We start from the raw sequence: 17,274 nt of genomic DNA, 5'->3' as shown, positions 1-17,274 counted from the left end.
CTCACCCTTCTGCCGGTGCATACCGGCTGATGATGGCGCGGGCCACCCGCAGGCCATCCACGGCGGCGCTCATGATGCCGCCCGCATATCCGGCACCCTCGCCGCAGGGATACAGACCTGCCAGCTGGGTGCATTCAAAATTTTCTTCCCGCTTCAGCCGCACCGGGCTGCTGGTGCGGGTCTCAAGACCCGTAAGGATCGCTTCCGGCGCGGTATAACCCGCAATTTTGCGCTCGTAGGCGCGCAGGCCCGCCCGCAGCGTTTCGGCCAGCTCCTGCGGCAGCAGTGCGCCGAGGTCTGCCGCAGCAACGCCGCGGTCATAGGTAGGCTGCACGCGTCCAATGTTCAGCTGACCGCGCCCTTCCAGAAAGCTCTGGATGTTCTCTGCCGGAGCGGCATACTCCCCTGCACTGCGCCCAGCGGCGTAGGCTTTGGCTTCCAGCTCCCGCTGGAACGCGATGGCCCGGCGCGGATCGTCTGCAAAGTCCTTGCCTCCCACGCTCACTACCACGGCCGCGTTGGCATTTTTGCCATTGCGGGCGTGGAAGCTCATGCCGTTGGTCACTACACGGCCTTCCTCGCTGGCCGATGCCACCACCTGCCCGCCGGGGCACATGCAGAAGGTGTAAACGCACCGCTCCCCCACATGCTGGGAAAGCTGATACTCGCCCCGCGGCAAAGCCGGATGCCCGGCAGCCTCGTGATATAAGCTCTTTTCGATCTCACTCTGCAGATGCTCGGCGCGGAAGCCCACACTGAACGGCTTGCATTCCAGCTGCAGGCCGCCGTCCATCAGCATCCCGAAGGTATCGCGGGCCGAGTGGCCCACCGCGAACACCAAAGCTTCGCAGGCAAAGGTGCCATTTGTGGTAAAAATGCCGGTGAGCTGACCATTTTTCTGTTCAAAGCCGGTCAGGGCCGTGTTGAAATGCACCTCACCGCCCAGAGCTTCGATCTCCTTGCGGATAGATGTGATCACACCGCGCAGCAGGTCGGTGCCCACATGGGGCTTCTGCTTCCAGGCGATCTCCTCCGGCGCACCGTGCTGCAGGAACACCTCGGTAACAAAGCCGCACAGCTCATCGCCGATGCGGGTGGTCAGCTTGCCGTCCGAAAAGGTACCGGCACCGCCCTCGCCAAATTGAATATTCGCATTCACATCCAGTTCGCCGGTAGCAGAAAAATGTTCCACCGCCTTTACGCGCTCGTCCAGCGCCGGGCCGCGCTCCAGCACAATGGGCTGATAGCCCTGCCGGGCCAGCAGCAGCGCTGCAAACAGGCCCGCCGGGCCAAGGCCGCACACCACAGGCCGATGTGCCAGTGGCTGGATGCCATTCTGCACCGAAAAATCCACCTTCTGCTGCAGAGAAGCATCACCACAGCGGGCTGCAAGAGCCGCTTCCTCGGCAGGTTCTTTCAGGGTGACAGCCACGGTATACACCAGCTTGGGCTGGCCATGGCGGGCATCCACCGAGAGCTTTGCCACGCCCAGATGCTGCACCTTTCCGCGCGGGATGCGGGCAGCGTGCAGGGCTTTTTCAAATGCCTGCGGCTCTCCGGCAGAGAGCGGCAGACGGATGTTGCGAACCAGAATCATGTTATCGTGTGTTCCTTTTTGTTTCAGTTGCTTTCGATGCGGCACTGCAGCACATAGCTGCCCAGTGCAAAAATCTTGCCGTTGGAGGGCACATACAGGCGGCAGGCAATGTTCTGCTCGCCGGTCGCCACCGAGAAATCCTCGGCATCGATCTCAATGACCACCTGCTCCGGGGTCAGCGTTTCGATCGCGCCCTTGGGGCCGCAGAGCGTTACATTCATCAGGCGTTCGGTCTGCACCGTCAGCTGGTAGGTAGAGGGCAGGTTGACCACCTGCACGCAGGTATTGGGCAGGTTCATGGTCTTGGTTCCCAGATTGGAGCAGTCAAAGCTGACCATTATGGTGGAAATGTTATCCAGCAGATAGATGTCTGCGGGCAGGTCGATGGGCAGCTCATAGCTCTTGTTCAGTGTAAAGGTGGAAAGGTCGATATTGCCGATGGGCAGCGTGGACAGCATATCGATCTTAGCTGCCGGACCTGCCACCTTGAGCTGCTTGCGGCTGAGTGCATATACCAGCATCGAATCATCAAAATCACGCGGTGCATTGATGAAATTCACGTCCACCGGCAGCGTTGCCATCTTGTACACCTGCAAGGTCACATCCACGCTGTTCTCTTCCAGCTCCGTGTACTCAAACTTGACTTCCTTGCCGCCGGAGGTATAGAAGCGCAGCGGCGTGTTCAGCGTGATGGACTCGGTCAGTTCGCCGCTGTAGGTCACCTCTGCTGTGCAGGTAGCAACTTTATCCAGCTCACTGCTGGGGCCGGAAAGGGTGATATTCTCCTTGGAAACATCCGTACTATAAAGGATATAACCGTCCGCGATGGTCAGGTAGTTGGTGGTAATGGTAACGGGCAGGGTCTTTTCCTCCACCACGTCAAACACCACATCCACCGTGTTGTCATTGCCTTCCATGGTCACGGTCACACCGTTCAGCAGGCCGTTGGCACCGCGTACCAGCAGGCGCAGGGTCTTTTCGCCGCTGTCGCGTACGCTGGAAAAATCCGGGTAGACCACAAAGTCGGAAGCCGTCAGCCCGCCGATGGTGTAGCCGTCGCCGGAGATCTTCAGGTTCACGGTCTTATCCTCAGCGCTGACGATGCTCAGGCCCCGGGAGGTGTAAGCAGCGGAATCGTAGGTATAATCCACCGGCACATTGTAGATGGTGTTGCTGGTGCCGGGCTGCACGATGATGGTGACCACCATCCATGCAACGATGGCACCCAGCACCGAAAGTGCCAGCCGGATGCGGCGGTCGTCCAGAATGTTTTTCTTATGGGCGACCGCCGGCTTTGCGCCATTTTTCTTGTTGGGTTCGTTGTTCATTGCGCATCGTCCTCCTTCTGGCTGACCCATTTCCACAGACGGTCCAGCTGACCGCGCCAGCCGCTGACCGTCGTCTTTTCGGTGGTGGTCTCCTTAGGGATCATCTCATCCACCAGACGGGTATACAGGGTCTGGCGGTCAAAATGGCGGATCAGCACGCCGTTCTTTGCCATGGAGATGATGCCGGTCTCCTCGCTGACCACGATGGCAATTGCATCGGAATTTTCGGCAATGCCAAGGCAGGCGCGGTGACGGGTGCCCATATCCTTGCCAAGATCCAGATTGTTGGAAAGCGGCAGCACACAGCCCGCGGCTTTGATGCGGCCATTCTCAATGATGGCAGCACCATCGTGCAGGGGCGTGCCCTCGTAGAAAATGGTGCCCAGCACTTCCAGATTGACCGCACTGTTCACCGGCGTGCCAGTGCGCACGATCTCCGAAAGGTTCGTGTGGCGTTCCAGCACGATCAGTGCACCGGTCTTGGTCTCAGAAAAGCGCTCTGCCGCATCGCAGATGGCAATGATGGCACTGCGCCATGCGCCCTTGAGGCTGGGGTCGTTGTAGCGGCCCTTGACATTGAACAGCTTGGCAGCCCACTGGTCGGTCTGGCCCATGCGCTCCAGTGCACGGCGGATCTCCGGCTGGAACAACACCACCAGCGTCAGCAGGCCCACCTGCAGCAGTGAGTTCAGCAGCCAGGTCACCGTGCGCATATTCAGGGTGTTGGCCACCAGATAAACTGCCATCACCAGCAGCGCGCCCTTGAACAGCTGGCCGGCGCGGGTGCGGTTGACAATGCCCAGCAGCTGGTAAATCAGGAAGGAAATGATGATGATATCCAGCAAATCGACCAGTTTGAAGGTCTGGAAATTTGCAATGATCGCGTTCAGAGTCATTGGTACACGCTCCCGTTTACAGTGTTTCGATCAGGGCAACGGCGTGGGCGGCAATGCCCAGCCCCTCGCCGGTAAAGCCCAGATGTTCCTCGGTGGTGGCCTTTACGCTCACGGCATCCACCGGCAGGCCGAAGGCATCGGCCAGATTCTGGCGCATGGCCGGAATGTACGGCGCAAGCTTGGGCCGCTGACACAACAGCGTCGCGTCGATATTTTCAATGCGGAAGCCGTGCTCCTTTAAAATTTCGGCCACACGGCGGGCCAGCTTCAGGCTGTCGGCACCAGAGTAGGCCGGGTCATTATCCGGGAAATGCTGGCCGATATCCCCCAGCGCAGCGGCACCCAGCACAGCATCCATCACCGCATGGGCCAGCACATCTGCATCCGAGTGGCCCAGCAGGCCTTTTTCAAAAGGCACTTCCACGCCGCCCAGAATCAACTTGCGGCCTTCCACCAGACGGTGCACGTCATAACCATGTCCAATGCGCATTTTGTGTTCCTCTTTCTGTTCCGGGCGGGGCAAGTCCTCGCGGGTCGTGATCTTATAATTGGCGTAATCGCCCTGCGTCAGCTGCACGGCGCGGCCGGTCAGCTCGAACAGGCTGCAGTCGTCGGTGACAAGGCGGGCTTTTTCGGCATCCAGCTCTTCCAGCGCAGCAAGGTACTCTGCGCGGTCAAAGCACTGAGGGGTCTGCACCGCATACAGGGTGCTGCGGTCGGGCGTTGTGTACACAAGGCAGGCATCCGGCACGGTCTTTCCGTTGCCGCGCGCTGCAGCCTTGATGGTATCCTTTACCGGTACGGCAGGTGCAGCTGCGCCGCACCGGGCCGCTGCTTCCAGCGCTGCTGTGATGACGGCCTGACTGACGAAGGGTCTTGCCGCGTCGTGCACTGCCACAAGCTCCCCTGCTGCCGCCAGCACGCCGTTTTTTGCGCTCTCGGCGCGGGTGGTGCCGCCCGTTGCGATCTGCACAGGCTTTGTGCAGTCTGCTGCCTGCTGCTCCACAAAGGCGCGGTTCTTACCGGCCACCAGCACGATCTCCGTGACAAGCGGGTCCTGTTCAAACGCGCGGATGCTGCGGTGCAGCACGGTCTCGCCGCCCAGATCAAAGCTGAGCTTGTCAAAGCCCATGCGTGTGGAAGACCCCGCCGCCACCAGTACCGCGGATACTCTCTTTTCCAATTTCTTCACCTGCCCGATTCCTATAGTAAGCCATATTTTATTATAGCGTATAACTTCCCAAACTGCAACCAATATTCTACAGCAAAAATGCCCCTCTGCACACAGCAGAGGGGCACAAACTTGTTCTTGATGGAGTTTACTTCAGGATCGGCTCGATGGCAGCAGCCAGAGCATCCTTCTGTGCCTGTGCTTCAGCCAGATCCTTGCCCAGAGTGGTGAAGTAGGTCTTGATCTTCGGCTCCGTGCCGGAGGGACGCACCACAACGGTCGCACCGTTTTCCAGACTGTAGATCAGCACGTTTGCAGCGGGCAGGCCGGTCTCCTCGGGCTTCTTGTAGTCGGTCACCTTGACCACCTTGTGGCCAGCCAGCTCGGCGGGCGGGTTATCACGCAGCTTCTGCATGATGGAAGCCATCTTCTCCATGCCGGTCAGGCCGGGGAACTCGAAGCTGTCCACCTTGTTCAGGTAGCGGCCATACTGTTTATAGATCTCTTCCAGACGCTGCTTGATGGAGGAACCGATGCTGCGGTAGTAAGCGGCCATTTCGCAGATCAGCATGGAACCGATGACGGCATCCTTATCGCGTACATAGGGGCCGGCCAGATAGCCGTAGCTCTCCTCGAAGCCAAAGATGAAGCGGTCCACCTCACCGGCAGCTTCCAGATTTGCGATCTGGTCGCCGATCCACTTGAAGCCGGTCAGCACGCTGCGCATTTCCACGCCGTAGTGTGCGGCAATGGCATCGGCCAGCGGAGTGGATACGATGGACTTGACGGCCACCGGGTTTTTGGGCATGGTGCCCTTCTCGATGCGGCCTGCGCAGATGTAATCCAGCAGCAGAGCGCCCATCTCGTTGCCGGATACCAGCTCATAGCTGCCATCCGGGCACTTCATGGCAATGCCCACGCGGTCGGCATCGGGGTCGGTGGCCAGCATCAGATCGGCACCAGTCTTGGTTGCCAGCTCCAGACCCAGCTTCAGAGCCTCGAAAATTTCGGGGTTCGGGTAGGAGCAGGTGGTAAAGTAGCCGTTGGGGTACTCCTGCTCGGGCACGATGGTGATATCGGTGATGCCCATATCGTTCAGCACGTGGGTGACCGGCACCAGACCGGAACCATTCAGCGGGCTGTACACCAGCTTCAGGCCGGCAGTCTTGCACAGGCCCGGGCGCACCTGACGGGCCTCAATGGCATCATACAGTGCCTTCTTGCAGTCGTCGCCCACAAAGCGGATCAGGCCCTGCTCCACGCCCTCGGCAAAGGATATGTACTTTGCACCGGTCAGCACATCCGTCTTCTGGATCTCATCGTATACGATGGCAGCAGCATCATCGGTCATCTGGCAGCCATCCGGGCCGTAGGCCTTGTAGCCGTTGTACTTGGCCGGGTTGTGAGAAGCCGTGACCATGATACCAGCATTGCACTGGTAGTAACGGGTAGCAAAGCTCAGTGCAGGCACAGGCATCAGAGCATCGTAAATGCGCACCTTGATACCGTTTGCCGCCAGAACGCCTGCGGCGGTCTTGGCAAAGATATCGCTCTTCAGGCGGCTGTCGTAGCTGATCGCCACAGTCTGGCTGCCGCCCTGAGTCTTGACCCAGTTTGCCAGACCCTGCGTGGCCTGACGCACAACATAGATATTCATACGGTTGGTGCCAGCGCCCAGAACGCCGCGCAGACCAGCGGTGCCAAACTTCAAAGCCACAGCAAAGCGGTCCTTGATCTCGTCGTCATTTCCCTCGATCTTGGCCAGCTCCGGCTTCAGATCAGCGTCTTCCAGCTCTGCAGCCATCCAGCGCTTATATTCATCCAAATACATCTTGCACACCTTACCTTTTGTAAATTTTTCCGCAAAAAAGAACAGGTTTGGTTAAACCTACTTATAATATAAACTCTCCGCATCCATGTGTCAATTGCGTAATCTGCAACAAGATTTGCAGTTCAAAACCGGCATATGGCACAAAAATCCAAGTTTTTCCCGGTAAAGTCGGGAACCATCCCGGCCTCGCCTGCATTTTCCAGCAGTTCATAACTCTGGCCTGCATCGTCCAGAACGTCCAGCCACTGCTCCAAACCGACGCTGTTTTCACACAGGTAGCGCAGCAGCTGCATTGCCCGGGCAAAACTGTTCTGCAGCAGCACCGCGCTGCGGCGCACCCGGCCATCCTGCTCCTGCCGCAGCTCCATTACAACGCCCTGCGCAGCGGCGGCGCCGCAATATACAAGGGTGTGGGCATGCTGCAGCCCTTCCAGTTCTGAATATGTACGGATATAGCGGCAGTATTCTTTGCTCATCATGGAAAACTCTCTCCTCTCTATCGCATTGACATCTTTCCTGCCCTTTACTATAATGAATTCAGAAGTATTTTTGTGTCGAAGTATGACATAATCATCCAATATTTTCCACTTTTGCCAATTCTTTTCCGTCATATCATCCGCTGGGATAAGGGAGAACAACATGTATTCTGTTACCAGAAGCTTTGGTCTGAACGGCCTGAGCGGCTTTGCCGTGGCAGTGGAGGCCGACATTTCCGGCGGTCTGCCCGCCTTTTCCATCGTGGGCCTGCCGGATTCCGCTGTGCGTGAAAGCGCCGACCGTGTGCGCGCCGCCATCAAAAATCTGGGCTTCAAGTTCCCGGACCGGCGCATTACCATCAATCTTGCCCCGGCGGATGTGCGCAAGACCGGCCCGGTGTACGACCTGCCGCTTCTGCTGGCAGTGCTCACTGCCAGCGGCCAGCTGGAGGATGTGCCTGCCGACGCGGCATTTCTGGGCGAACTGGCACTGGACGGCACCCTGCGGCCGGTTTCCGGCGTGCTGCCCATGGCGCTGGCTGCAGCAGAAAATGGCACCCACGCCCTGTATGTACCTGCCGAGAATGCCGCCGAAGCAGCCGAGGCCTGTGCCGACAGCATGGCCGTCTACCCCGCCCACACGGCACGCGAAGTTGTAGATGCCCTGCGCGGCATCTCCCCGCTTGCCCCGGCGGCTGTTGTTCCCTTTGACCCTGCAGACGCATGGGCACAGGTGCCGGATTTTGCGGACGTGATGGGCCAGTCGCTGGCGCGGCGGGCTATGGTCATTGCTGCCGCAGGCGGACACAATGTTTTGCTTATTGGCGCACCCGGCACCGGCAAATCCATGCTGGCAAAGCGTCTGCCCGGCATCCTGCCGCCGCTCACCCGCGAGGAAGCCGTGGAGACCACTAAAATTTATTCCATTGCAGGGCAGCTGCCGCAAGGCCGGGGCCTGATCTCTGCACGGCCTTTCCGCAGTCCGCACCACTCGGCCAGTGCCGCGGCTCTGGCTGGCGGCGGCGCACAGTTCCGGCCCGGCGAGTGCAGCCTTGCCAACTGCGGTGTGCTGTTTTTAGACGAATTGCCGGAGTTCTCCCGCGAGAGTCTGGAAGTGCTGCGCCAGCCGCTGGAGGACGGCCAGATCACCGTGAGCCGAGCGGCAGGCAGTGCCACCTATCCCAGCCGCTTCCAGCTGGTAGCCGCCATGAACCCCTGTAAGTGCGGCTACTACGGCCACCCCACCCGGCAGTGCACCTGTTCGCCCAGTGCCGTGCGGCAGTACCGCAGCCGGGTGTCCGGTCCGCTGCTGGATCGTATCGACCTGTGCGTGGAGATGGATCCCATCGCCTTTGACGAGCTGCACGCCGTCGTCCCTTCCGAGAGCAGCGCCGATCTGCGCAAACAGGTGCTTAGCGCCCGGGCCATTCAGGCAAAGCGCTATACCGCCCCGGGTTTTGAGGGTGTGCTCTGCAATGCCCAGCTCACCGCCGGGCAGGTGCGGCGCGTCTGCCGCATGACCCCCGCCGCCGAGCGGCTGCTGCGCGCCTCCTACGACGCTTTGGGCCTTTCCGCCCGCGCCCATGACCGTATCCTGCGGGTGGCCCGCACGGTGGCCGATCTGGCAGGCAAACAGCTGCTGGATGAGGACTGTGTGCTGGAAGCCCTGCAGTACCGGGCACAGGAAAAAGTGGAAGTATAAAAACTTCTTCGTCTTTGCTTCGCAGATCCGCCTTCCACGAAAAGAGAGGGGTTTGTGCAGCTTACCGTTACGCGCAAAAAAGCCATCTGTATCTTTCCAAATGCTCAATACGAGCAGAAGATCACAGATGGCTTTTTATAATTGCTTTTTAGAATCTGCGCCATGTGTCCGGCAGGAACAGCACCAGCATCGGGAAGATCTCCAGACGGCCGGCCAGCATGTCAAAGATCATCACCAGCTTTGCAGGGTTCGTAAAGCTGCCAAAGTTCATCATGGGGCCTACCTGCGCAAGGCCCGGGCCGATGTTGTTCAAAGTAGCTGCAATGGCTGTGAAGTTCGTCACCATATCAAAGCCATCCAGACTGATGAGCAGGAAGGATACCACGAAGATGAAGAAATACGCGCCCATAAACACATTGGTGGTGCGGATGGTCTCGTGGTTGAGCAGCTTGCCGTCCATGCGGACGGGGGCCACCACCTGCGGGTGCAGTGCCTGCTTGAGCTCCTTGCCCAAGGTCTTGCCCAGAATGAGGAGGCGGCTCACCTTGATGCCGCCGCCGGTGCTGCCTGCGCAGGCACCAATGAACATGAGCACCACCAGAATTTCTTTGGAGAGGGTGGGCCACAAGTCAAAATCGCAGCTGGAAAAGCCAGTGGTCGTAATGATGGAACCCACCTGAAAGGCTGCCTGACGCACCGCTTCGCCAAAGCTGTTATAAAGGCTGTAGATATTGGCCGTGATAATGCCAATTGCCACCAGAATAATGGCGAAGTAGCCGCGCACTTCCTCGCTGATGGCGCGGTTGAATTTGCGCAGCAACAGCAGGAAGTAGGCATTGAAGTTGACACCAAACAGGATCATGAAGATGGTCACGACCCACTGGATGTAGGGAGAAAAGCTGGTAAAGCTGTCGTTCTTGAAGCCGAAGCCGCCGGTGCCCGCCGTACCGAAGGCCGTGAGCATGGACTCAAACAGCGGCATGCCGCCCAGCAGCAGGAATACCACCTCCAGCACGGTGAGTGCAAAATAGATGCCGTACAGGATCTTTGCGGTAGACTGCACCTTGGGCACCAGCTTATCCACCTGCGGACCGGGGCTTTCTGCCTTCATCAGGTTGACGTGGGAGCCGCCGGTCAGGGGCAGCAGCGAGAGCAGGAACACCAGAACGCCCATGCCGCCGATCCAGTGGGTGAAGCTGCGCCAGAACAGGATGCCCTTGGGCAGATCCTCCACCCCGGGCAGGATGCTGGCACCGGTGGTGGTAAAGCCGGACACCGTCTCAAACAGGGCATCCACCGGGTTCGGGATGCAGCCCGTCACCACAAACGGAACGGCACCCACGATGGAAATGACGATCCAGCTCAGCGAGGTAGCAGCAAAGCCCTCCCGCATATAGAACACCTTGCTTTGGGGCTTGATGCCGCGCAGGGCGTAGCCGATGGCGGCGCTGACTGCCGCCGTGATCAGAAACACGCCCAGCACGAACCATTCGCCGTAGATCCAGCTGGCCGCTGCGGGCAGCAGCAGCAGCGCACCCTCGATCAGCATGACATAGCCCAGCAGACGGAAAACGATCGCATAATTCATAGTCTGCCTCCGTCAACCCTCTGCGCCCTTGTCCAGAATATCGCGCAGGTCATGCAGACCATGCTCCAGCGTGACCACGATCACGTTGTCGCCCACCTGGATCTGGTCGCCGCCGCGCGGGATCAGGATCTGATGGCCGCGGGTGATGCAGCACAGCAGCAGATTCTTTTTCAGGTGCAGCTGGCTCAGGGGGACACCGGTGGCAGCGCTCTTCTCGTGGACGGTAAATTCCAGCGCTTCCACGCGGTCGTCCAGAATGCGGTACAGCGTCTTGATGTTGCTGCCCGCTTCGTTCTGCAGTGCACGCACATACTGCACGATGTAATCGCAGGTCATGTACTTGGGGTAGACCACGCTGCCCAGATCCAGACCGGCCAGAATATCATCAAATTCCAGACGGTTGACTTTGGTGACCAGCTTGCCCTTGGAGTGCTTTTTGGCAAACAGGGTCAGCAGCACATTCTCCTCGTCGATGTTGGTCAGGGCCACAAAAGCCTCGGTGGACTCCATGCCCTCCGAGAGCAGGAATTCGCGGTTGGAGCCGTCCTCGTTCAGGATCTGTGCGCCGGGCAGCTGCTCGGCCAGCTCCATGCAGCGGGCAGGGTCGCGCTCCACGATGCGCACACGCACGTGGTTTTCCAGCAGCTCCTGGCTCAGATAGAAGGCGATGGCACCGCCGCCCACGATGAAGGCATTGCGCACCGGGCGCACCGGCAGGTGGATGCGCTGGAAGAACTCGTGGGCCTTATCCTGTGTTGCAAGGAAGGTGACCTGATCGCCGTTCTGCAGTACAAAGTTACCGTTCGGGATGATCACGCCGCCGCTGCGCTCCACTGCACACACCAGAATGTCGCTCTTCAGGCGGGTGGGGATCTCGCGGATGGCCACGCCATCCAGCCCCTGCTCTGCAGTGAGTGCAAACTTGATCAGCCGCACACGGCCGTCTGCAAAGGTGTCGATCTTGCTTGCACCCGGGAAGCGCAGCAGATGGGAGATCTCCTTTGCTGCAGCCATTTCCGGATTGATGATGGCCGAAATGCCGATCTGCTTTTTGATAAAGTCCAGCTCATGACTGTAGGACGGGTTGCGCACACGGGCAATTGCATGACAGTGGCCCGCCTTTTTGGCAAACATGCAGCACAGCAGGTTTAGCTCATCCGAACCGGTCACGGCAATGAACACATCCGCGTCTTCAATGCCGGCCTCTGCCAGCGTGGTGATCGAGGAACCGTTGCCCACGATGCCCAGCACATCGTAGCTTTCAGTCAGGTGCTCTACACGCGCTTTGTTGGTATCCACAATGGTCACATTATGGTCTTCCTCACTGAGCTGCCGCGCCAGCGCAGTACCAACCTTGCCGCCGCCCACCAGAATGATCTTCATAACAAGTCCTTTCTCTTTCCGCGTCCCTTCTGCCGGGACAGCACAAATCCATCATAGTATACCATATCTCCTGCCAAAGTTCCACTGTTTTCCACATTATGCAACAAAAACCTGCCAAATGACGCAAAAAAGCCCCGGGAGAAACCGTCCCGGAAGCTTTTATTTCATTTAATAGCGCTCCACGCCGTCCTTCGTTACAAGGGCATACACCAGCGGGGCTTCCTCCGGCTTCTCAGGGCCGTATCCAAGGCCGCTGCGGTACTCGGCGGCGGCAGCTTCAAACTTATCGGCTGCGCCGTAGAAGGTAGCCAGACTCTCGCCCTTCTTTACGTAGTCGCCGCGCTTTTTATGCAGGGTGATGCCGGCGGCAAAATCCAGCGGGTCGCCCTTTTTCTGTCGGCCCGCACCCAGCAGCACGCTGGCAGAGCCAATCTTCTCGGCATCGTTCGCCACAATGTAACCGTCCTGCTCTGCCAGCAGCTCAAAGCTTGCCGCAGGCTGCTCAAACAGGCTGTAATCGTCCAGCACGCGGGTATCGCCGCCCTGCGCCGCAAACATCTCCTTGCACTTTGCAAAGGCAGAACCGTCGGCAATCACCGCCTCGGCCATGGCGCGGCACTCGGCAGGAGTGCCCTTATCGGCCAGCACCAGCATGTTCGCCGCCAGCTGCAGGCAGACCTCGGTCAGGTCGGCGGGGCCATGGCCCTTGAGCACATCCATGCTTTCCATGACTTCCAGACTGTTGCCAATGTTATGGCCCAGCGGGGTGTCCATATCGGTGATCATGGCAGCCACCCGGCGGCCGTGATGGGTGCCAATGGATACCATCAGCTTGGCCAGCTCAATGCTCTGGTCTACCGTTTTCATAAAAGCTCCGGTGCCGGTGGTCACATCCAGCAGGATGGCATCCGAGCCGGAAGCCAGTTTCTTGGACATAATGCTGGATGCGATGAGTGGGATGCAGCTGACGGTCGCGGTCACATCCCGCAGGGCGTACATCTTTTTGTCGGCAATGGCAATGCCCTCGCTCTGGCCAATGACCGACAGGCCGATCCTGTTCACCTGCGCAAAGAACTCCTCCTGTGAGAGGGCGGTTCTGGTGCCGGGCACGCTCTCCATCTTATCGATGGTGCCGCCGGTATGGCCAAGGCCCCGGCCGCTCATCTTGGCGATCTTCACGCCGCAGGCCGCCACGATGGGGGCAATGACCAGCGTGGTCTTGTCGCCCACGCCGCCGGTGGAGTGCTTGTCCACCTTGATGCCCGGAATGGGCGAAAGATCCACCATCACACCGCTGTGAGCCATCACATCGGTCAGCTCTGCGGTCTCCTCATCGGTCATGCCGCGCAGATAGACAGCCATCATCCATGCAGCCATCTGGTAATCAGTCACTTCTCCGCTGACATAGCCATTGACGATCTGCTCCAGCTCCTCACGGCTGTGCGTACCGCCATCACGCTTTTTTGCAATCAGATCATAAACGCGCATCGTATCACGCTCCTCGTTTTTTCAATAGTACGACATTGTAAGATATAGTATAGCAAAATTCCAAACAAAAGCAAGTATCATTCTGTAAACTTTGCCCAATTTTAAACCAAAAAGGGCGCAGCCGCCCGAAAAAGCAGCTGCGCCCTTGTTTTGGGAACACAAATCGTCGTTTTAGCGGGATCCCTTGTCGTAGGGGATGCCCTCTGCCTTGGGTGCCATGCTGTTCTTGGAGGTAAACGCAAGAATGATCATGGACGCCACGAACGGCATCATGTTGTAGATGTTGCTGGACCAGTGCAGCTGTGCCAGGAAGGTGGAGTCTGCAATGTTTGCCAGACTCTTGAACACAGCAAAGAACATGGCTGCGCCAAAGATGTTGAAGGGCTTCCACTGGCCAAAGATCATAACAGCCATGGCAAGGAAGCCTGCGCCGGCCACACCCACCTCAAAGTTCCAGGTCTGCACCGGGGGCACAATGTAGGCCATACCGCCGATCGCACCCAGTGCACCGGAAATGACAACACCGGCATAGCGCATCTTGTAGACATTGATGCCCACAGAGTCCGCTGCCTGCGGATGCTCGCCGCAGGCACGCAGGCGCAGGCCAAAGCGGGTCTTGTACAGCACCACATAGCTGATGATCAGCAGAATGATGCCCAGCGGCACAAAAATGCTCAGCTCCAGCCCGCCGATGCTGAACAGGAAGGGCTTGTTGGTGTAGTTCAGCTTTGCACTGCCGCTCTCGCTGAAATTCTTGGCAAGGACCACCGCGATGGCCGTGGCCAGCAGGTTCAGGGCCGTGCCGCCGATGGTCTGATCCGCCTTCAGGTTGATGGAGGCAAAGGCCAGCAGCAGACTGTACACCATACCGGCCAGTGCCGCCACCAGAACAGAGATCAGCACCACGAGGAAGACCGGCATTTCGGCAGGCAGCATGGTCAGGGTGAGAACACCCGCCACACCGCCAATGACCATGATGCCTTCCAGTGCAATGTTGATGATGCCGGAGTGCTCACTGAACATACCGCCCAGTGCCACCAGCATCAGAACGATGCCATACAGCAGCGTATATTTGATCAGAAGCAGCATATCACTTGCCCTCCTTTTCGGTTGCAGATTTTGCAGGAGCAGCAGGCTCTGCGTTCACATTGGTTTTATCGGCATTCTTGAACAGCAGTGCGTGGATCTTGCCGCGGAACAGCATGGAGAATGCACACAGGTAGATGATGATACCGCTGATCAGGTCCGAGATCTCAGTGGGGTAATACTTGGTGGAAAGGAAGGAGCCGCCCACCGAGATATGGGAAATGAAGATTGCCGAGAAAATGGTGCCAATGGGGTTGGAGCTTGCCAGCAGTGCAACGGAAATGCCGTTGAAGCCCATTGTCGGCAGGCTGGTGGAGTTCAGCGGGTTCCACTGGGACACATTGGACAGATAGTACAGGCCCGCACCAAAACCGGCCAGCGCACCGGCAATGGCCATGGAGAGGATGATGTTCTTCTTCTCGTTGATGCCGGCGTAGCGGGCAGCGCTCTTGTTCAGGCCCACAGCCTTGAGCTCATAGCCGAAGGTGGTCTTGTTCAGCACCACCCAGATCAGAACTGCCACTGCTGCCGCCAAGAAGATGGCGATGGTGGTGCTGTTGGTCTGGAACAGCTTGTTCAGGCCGAAATCCGGGATGATGGACTGAGCGTAATCGGCGTTCTTGCTGATGTTGATGGTACGGGTGTTGCGCACATCGTACATGGGGCCGGTGCCGTTCTGGTAAATGAGCTCATTGACCAGATACAGGCCGATCCAGTTGAACATGATGGAGGTAATGACTTCGTTGATGTTGAAGTAGGCCTTGAAGAAGCCGGGGATCGCACCCCAGATGCCGCCCAGAATGGTGGCTGCGATCAGACAGACGAACCACGGCAGCTTGAGCATGATGGCGCAGTACAGAGCGCCGTAAGCGCCCAGCGTGTACTGACCCGCCGCACCGATGTTGAACAGGCCGGTCTTGAAGGCAAACGCCACGGACAGACCGGTCATAATAAGGGGAGCCGCATTTGCCAGCTCCTTGCCGACGCCATAGGGTGCGTCATGGAAGCCGCCCTTCAGGATGCGCACAAAGCCGTCGCCCCATGCGTGCGCCGGGTTGATGGCCAGCAGCACCAGAAAACCGACCACAAGGCCGATCAGGATGCACAGCAGAGCAGCCAGCACACTGGTGATGGAGCTGTTCAGACTGCTGTGGGAAAGTTTTTTCTTGTTCATGTGTTATTTGCTCTCCTTTCCCTGCTTGCGTGCGCCTGCCATATACAGGCCCAGCTCCTGCACGGTGGTGGTCTTGGGGTCAAATTCGCCCACGACCTCGCCCTCGTACATCACAAGGATGCGGTCGGACAGGTTCATCACCTCGTCCAGCTCCAGACTGACCAGCAGCACGGCCGTACCCTTATCGCGCTCGGCCACGATCTGACGGTGGATGTATTCAATTGCACCAACGTCCAGACCGCGGGTGGGCTGGACTGCCACCAAGAGCTTCGGGTCCTTATCGATCTCGCGGGCAATGATGGCCTTCTGCTGGTTGCCGCCGGACATGCTGCGCACGGTGGTCAGGCTGCCCTGACCGCTGCGCACATCATACTGCGCGATCAGCTTATCGGAGTATTCGCGCACCTTATCACTGCGGATAAAGCCGCCCTTCTGGAACTCCGGCTGCCAGTAACGCTGCAGCACCATGTTATTTTCCAGACTGTAGTCCAGCACCAGACCGTGCTTGTGACGGTCCTCCGGGATGTGGCTCATGCCGTCCTTGGAGCGCTGACGGATGGTCTCATTGGTGATGTCCTTGCCGTCCAGCATGATCTTGCCGCTGCCGATCTTTTCCAGACCGGTCAGGCCGTAGACAAGCTCGGTCTGGCCGTTGCCCTCAATGCCTGCAAGGCAGACGATCTCGCCCGCGTGCACCTGAAAAGAGACATCCCGGACTGCGTCCTTCTTGCGCTGGGCGTTGTGCATGGTGACGTTTTCCACATCCAGCACCACTTCGCCGGGGTTGGCAGGCTTTTTGTCCACCTGCAGCTGCACATCACGGCCAACCATCATGCGGGAAAGCTCTTCCTTGGTGGTGTCTCTGATGTCCACGGTGCCCATATACTTGCCCTTGCGCAGAACAGTGCAGCGGTCTGCCACCGCCATGATCTCGTTGAGCTTGTGGGTAATAAACAGGATGGACTTGCCTTCCTTCTTGAACCCGCGCATGATCTCCATCAGTTCGTCGATCTCCTGCGGGGTCAGCACTGCGGTAGGCTCGTCGAAGATCAGGATCTCGTTGTCGCGGTACAGCATCTTCAGGATCTCAACGCGCTGCTGCATACCAACAGAGATATCGCTGATCAGTGCATCCGGGTCCACGCGCAGGCCGTACTTTTCGCTCAGGGCCATCACCTTTTTGCGTGCCTCGGCCTTCTGCAAAAAGCCCATCTTGTTGGGTTCCACCCCCAGAATGATGTTGTCCAGCACGCTGAAGCATTCCACCAGCTTGAAGTGCTGGTGCACCATGCCGATGCCCAGTGCGTTTGCATCATTGGGGTTGCGGATGACAACCTCCTTGCCGTTTTTGCGGATCTGACCAGCTTCCGGTTGGTACAGGCCAAACAGCACGCTCATCAGTGTACTTTTGCCGGCGCCGTTCTCGCCCAGCAGGGCATGTACCTCGCCTTTGCGCAGCTGCAGGGTGATATCGTCGTTTGCCTTGATTCCAGGGAACTCCTTGGTAATGTGGAGCATTTCGATCACAAAATCCTCTGCCAATCTGCTCACTCT

General features: G+C 58.5%; 13 protein-coding genes. 1 reads left to right on the top strand and 12 read right to left on the bottom strand.

Going from position 1 to position 17,274, the window contains the following annotated elements; translation table 11 throughout:
• Position 1 precedes the first annotated feature (1 nt).
• The 6 genes from PXT33_RS06910 to PXT33_RS06885 form a co-directional block, all read right to left on the bottom strand.
• Entirely contained in the window at positions 2–1,597 is a 1,596-nt protein-coding gene (locus PXT33_RS06910; RefSeq protein WP_332376192.1) for an FAD-dependent oxidoreductase, read from the bottom strand.
• A 23-nt stretch (positions 1,598–1,620) separates the two neighbouring features.
• Positions 1,621–2,925, bottom strand: coding sequence for a CdaR family protein (locus PXT33_RS06905; RefSeq protein WP_332376191.1), 1,305 nt, complete (start codon positions 2,923–2,925; stop codon positions 1,621–1,623).
• A complete protein-coding gene (cdaA, locus tag PXT33_RS06900; protein ID WP_332376190.1) occupies positions 2,922–3,821 on the bottom strand; it encodes a diadenylate cyclase CdaA in 900 nt (299 codons plus the stop codon). Before cdaA ends, PXT33_RS06905 begins: the two co-directional genes overlap by 4 nt.
• Before the next feature lie 16 nt (positions 3,822–3,837).
• Positions 3,838–5,013 carry a 2-C-methyl-D-erythritol 2,4-cyclodiphosphate synthase gene (gene ispF, locus PXT33_RS06895; RefSeq protein ID WP_405002402.1) on the bottom strand — a complete coding sequence of 392 codons (1,176 nt, stop codon included), beginning with the start codon at positions 5,011–5,013 and terminating at the stop codon, positions 3,838–3,840.
• Positions 5,014–5,140: 127 nt separating this feature from the next.
• Entirely contained in the window at positions 5,141–6,823 is a 1,683-nt protein-coding gene (locus tag PXT33_RS06890; RefSeq protein ID WP_005940102.1) for a phospho-sugar mutase, read from the bottom strand.
• A gap of 122 nt (positions 6,824–6,945) precedes the next feature.
• The gene (locus tag PXT33_RS06885; protein ID WP_332376188.1) at positions 6,946–7,302 is read right to left on the bottom strand and encodes a hypothetical protein; all 357 of its coding nucleotides are present in this window, start codon (positions 7,300–7,302) and stop codon (positions 6,946–6,948) included.
• A 160-nt stretch (positions 7,303–7,462) separates the two neighbouring features.
• On the opposite strand from PXT33_RS06885, the gene PXT33_RS06880 reads away from it, so the two are divergent.
• Positions 7,463–9,001 carry a YifB family Mg chelatase-like AAA ATPase gene (locus PXT33_RS06880; RefSeq protein ID WP_097781936.1) on the top strand — a complete coding sequence of 513 codons (1,539 nt, stop codon included), beginning with the start codon at positions 7,463–7,465 and terminating at the stop codon, positions 8,999–9,001.
• Positions 9,002–9,149: 148 nt separating this feature from the next.
• Here PXT33_RS06880 and PXT33_RS06875 read toward each other — a convergent pair whose 3' ends face one another.
• The 6 genes from PXT33_RS06875 to PXT33_RS06850 all read right to left on the bottom strand — a co-directional run bounded on the left by PXT33_RS06875 (position 9,150) and on the right by PXT33_RS06850 (position 17,238).
• Complete coding sequence (locus PXT33_RS06875) at positions 9,150–10,589, bottom strand: TrkH family potassium uptake protein (protein ID WP_097778158.1); 1,440 nt, start codon at positions 10,587–10,589, stop codon at positions 9,150–9,152.
• 12 nt (positions 10,590–10,601) lie between these two features.
• A complete protein-coding gene (trkA, locus tag PXT33_RS06870) occupies positions 10,602–11,972 on the bottom strand; it encodes a Trk system potassium transporter TrkA (RefSeq protein WP_005940088.1) in 1,371 nt (456 codons plus the stop codon).
• Positions 11,973–12,140: 168 nt separating this feature from the next.
• On the bottom strand, positions 12,141–13,460 hold the full coding sequence (locus tag PXT33_RS06865; protein ID WP_097774808.1) for a thymidine phosphorylase: 1,320 nt from the start codon (positions 13,458–13,460) through the stop codon (positions 12,141–12,143).
• Positions 13,461–13,631: 171 nt separating this feature from the next.
• The gene (locus PXT33_RS06860) at positions 13,632–14,549 is read right to left on the bottom strand and encodes an ABC transporter permease (protein ID WP_332376187.1); all 918 of its coding nucleotides are present in this window, start codon (positions 14,547–14,549) and stop codon (positions 13,632–13,634) included.
• A 1-nt stretch (position 14,550) separates the two neighbouring features.
• Positions 14,551–15,720, bottom strand: coding sequence for an ABC transporter permease (locus PXT33_RS06855; RefSeq protein WP_005940077.1), 1,170 nt, complete (start codon positions 15,718–15,720; stop codon positions 14,551–14,553).
• A 3-nt stretch (positions 15,721–15,723) separates the two neighbouring features.
• Positions 15,724–17,238, bottom strand: a complete 1,515-nt coding sequence (locus tag PXT33_RS06850; protein ID WP_291017060.1) for an ABC transporter ATP-binding protein — start codon at positions 17,236–17,238, stop codon at positions 15,724–15,726.
• Between the last annotated feature and the right edge of the window lie 36 nt (positions 17,239–17,274).

Origin of the sequence: Faecalibacterium taiwanense (assembly GCF_036632915.2) — a bacterium.
In the GTDB taxonomy this organism is placed as follows: Bacteria; Bacillota; Clostridia; order Oscillospirales; family Ruminococcaceae; genus Faecalibacterium; species Faecalibacterium taiwanense.
The sequence above is the reverse complement of the archived record's forward strand: the minus strand, read 5'-3'. Positions and strand labels throughout refer to the sequence as shown.

Coding starts and splice junctions, on each gene's coding strand:
- PXT33_RS06910 (WP_332376192.1), bottom strand. CDS start 1,597: ATGATTCTGGTTCGCAACATCCGTCTGCCGCTCTCTGCCGGAGAGCCG.
- PXT33_RS06880 (WP_097781936.1), top strand. CDS start 7,463: ATGTATTCTGTTACCAGAAGCTTTGGTCTGAACGGCCTGAGCGGCTTT.
- cdaA (WP_332376190.1), bottom strand. CDS start 3,821: ATGACTCTGAACGCGATCATTGCAAATTTCCAGACCTTCAAACTGGTC.
- PXT33_RS06860 (WP_332376187.1), bottom strand. CDS start 14,549: ATGCTGCTTCTGATCAAATATACGCTGCTGTATGGCATCGTTCTGATG.
- PXT33_RS06885 (WP_332376188.1), bottom strand. CDS start 7,302: ATGATGAGCAAAGAATACTGCCGCTATATCCGTACATATTCAGAACTG.
- trkA (WP_005940088.1), bottom strand. CDS start 11,972: ATGAAGATCATTCTGGTGGGCGGCGGCAAGGTTGGTACTGCGCTGGCG.
- PXT33_RS06890 (WP_005940102.1), bottom strand. CDS start 6,823: ATGTATTTGGATGAATATAAGCGCTGGATGGCTGCAGAGCTGGAAGAC.
- PXT33_RS06865 (WP_097774808.1), bottom strand. CDS start 13,460: ATGCGCGTTTATGATCTGATTGCAAAAAAGCGTGATGGCGGTACGCAC.
- PXT33_RS06875 (WP_097778158.1), bottom strand. CDS start 10,589: ATGAATTATGCGATCGTTTTCCGTCTGCTGGGCTATGTCATGCTGATC.
- PXT33_RS06850 (WP_291017060.1), bottom strand. CDS start 17,238: ATGCTCCACATTACCAAGGAGTTCCCTGGAATCAAGGCAAACGACGAT.
- PXT33_RS06855 (WP_005940077.1), bottom strand. CDS start 15,720: ATGAACAAGAAAAAACTTTCCCACAGCAGTCTGAACAGCTCCATCACC.
- PXT33_RS06905 (WP_332376191.1), bottom strand. CDS start 2,925: ATGAACAACGAACCCAACAAGAAAAATGGCGCAAAGCCGGCGGTCGCC.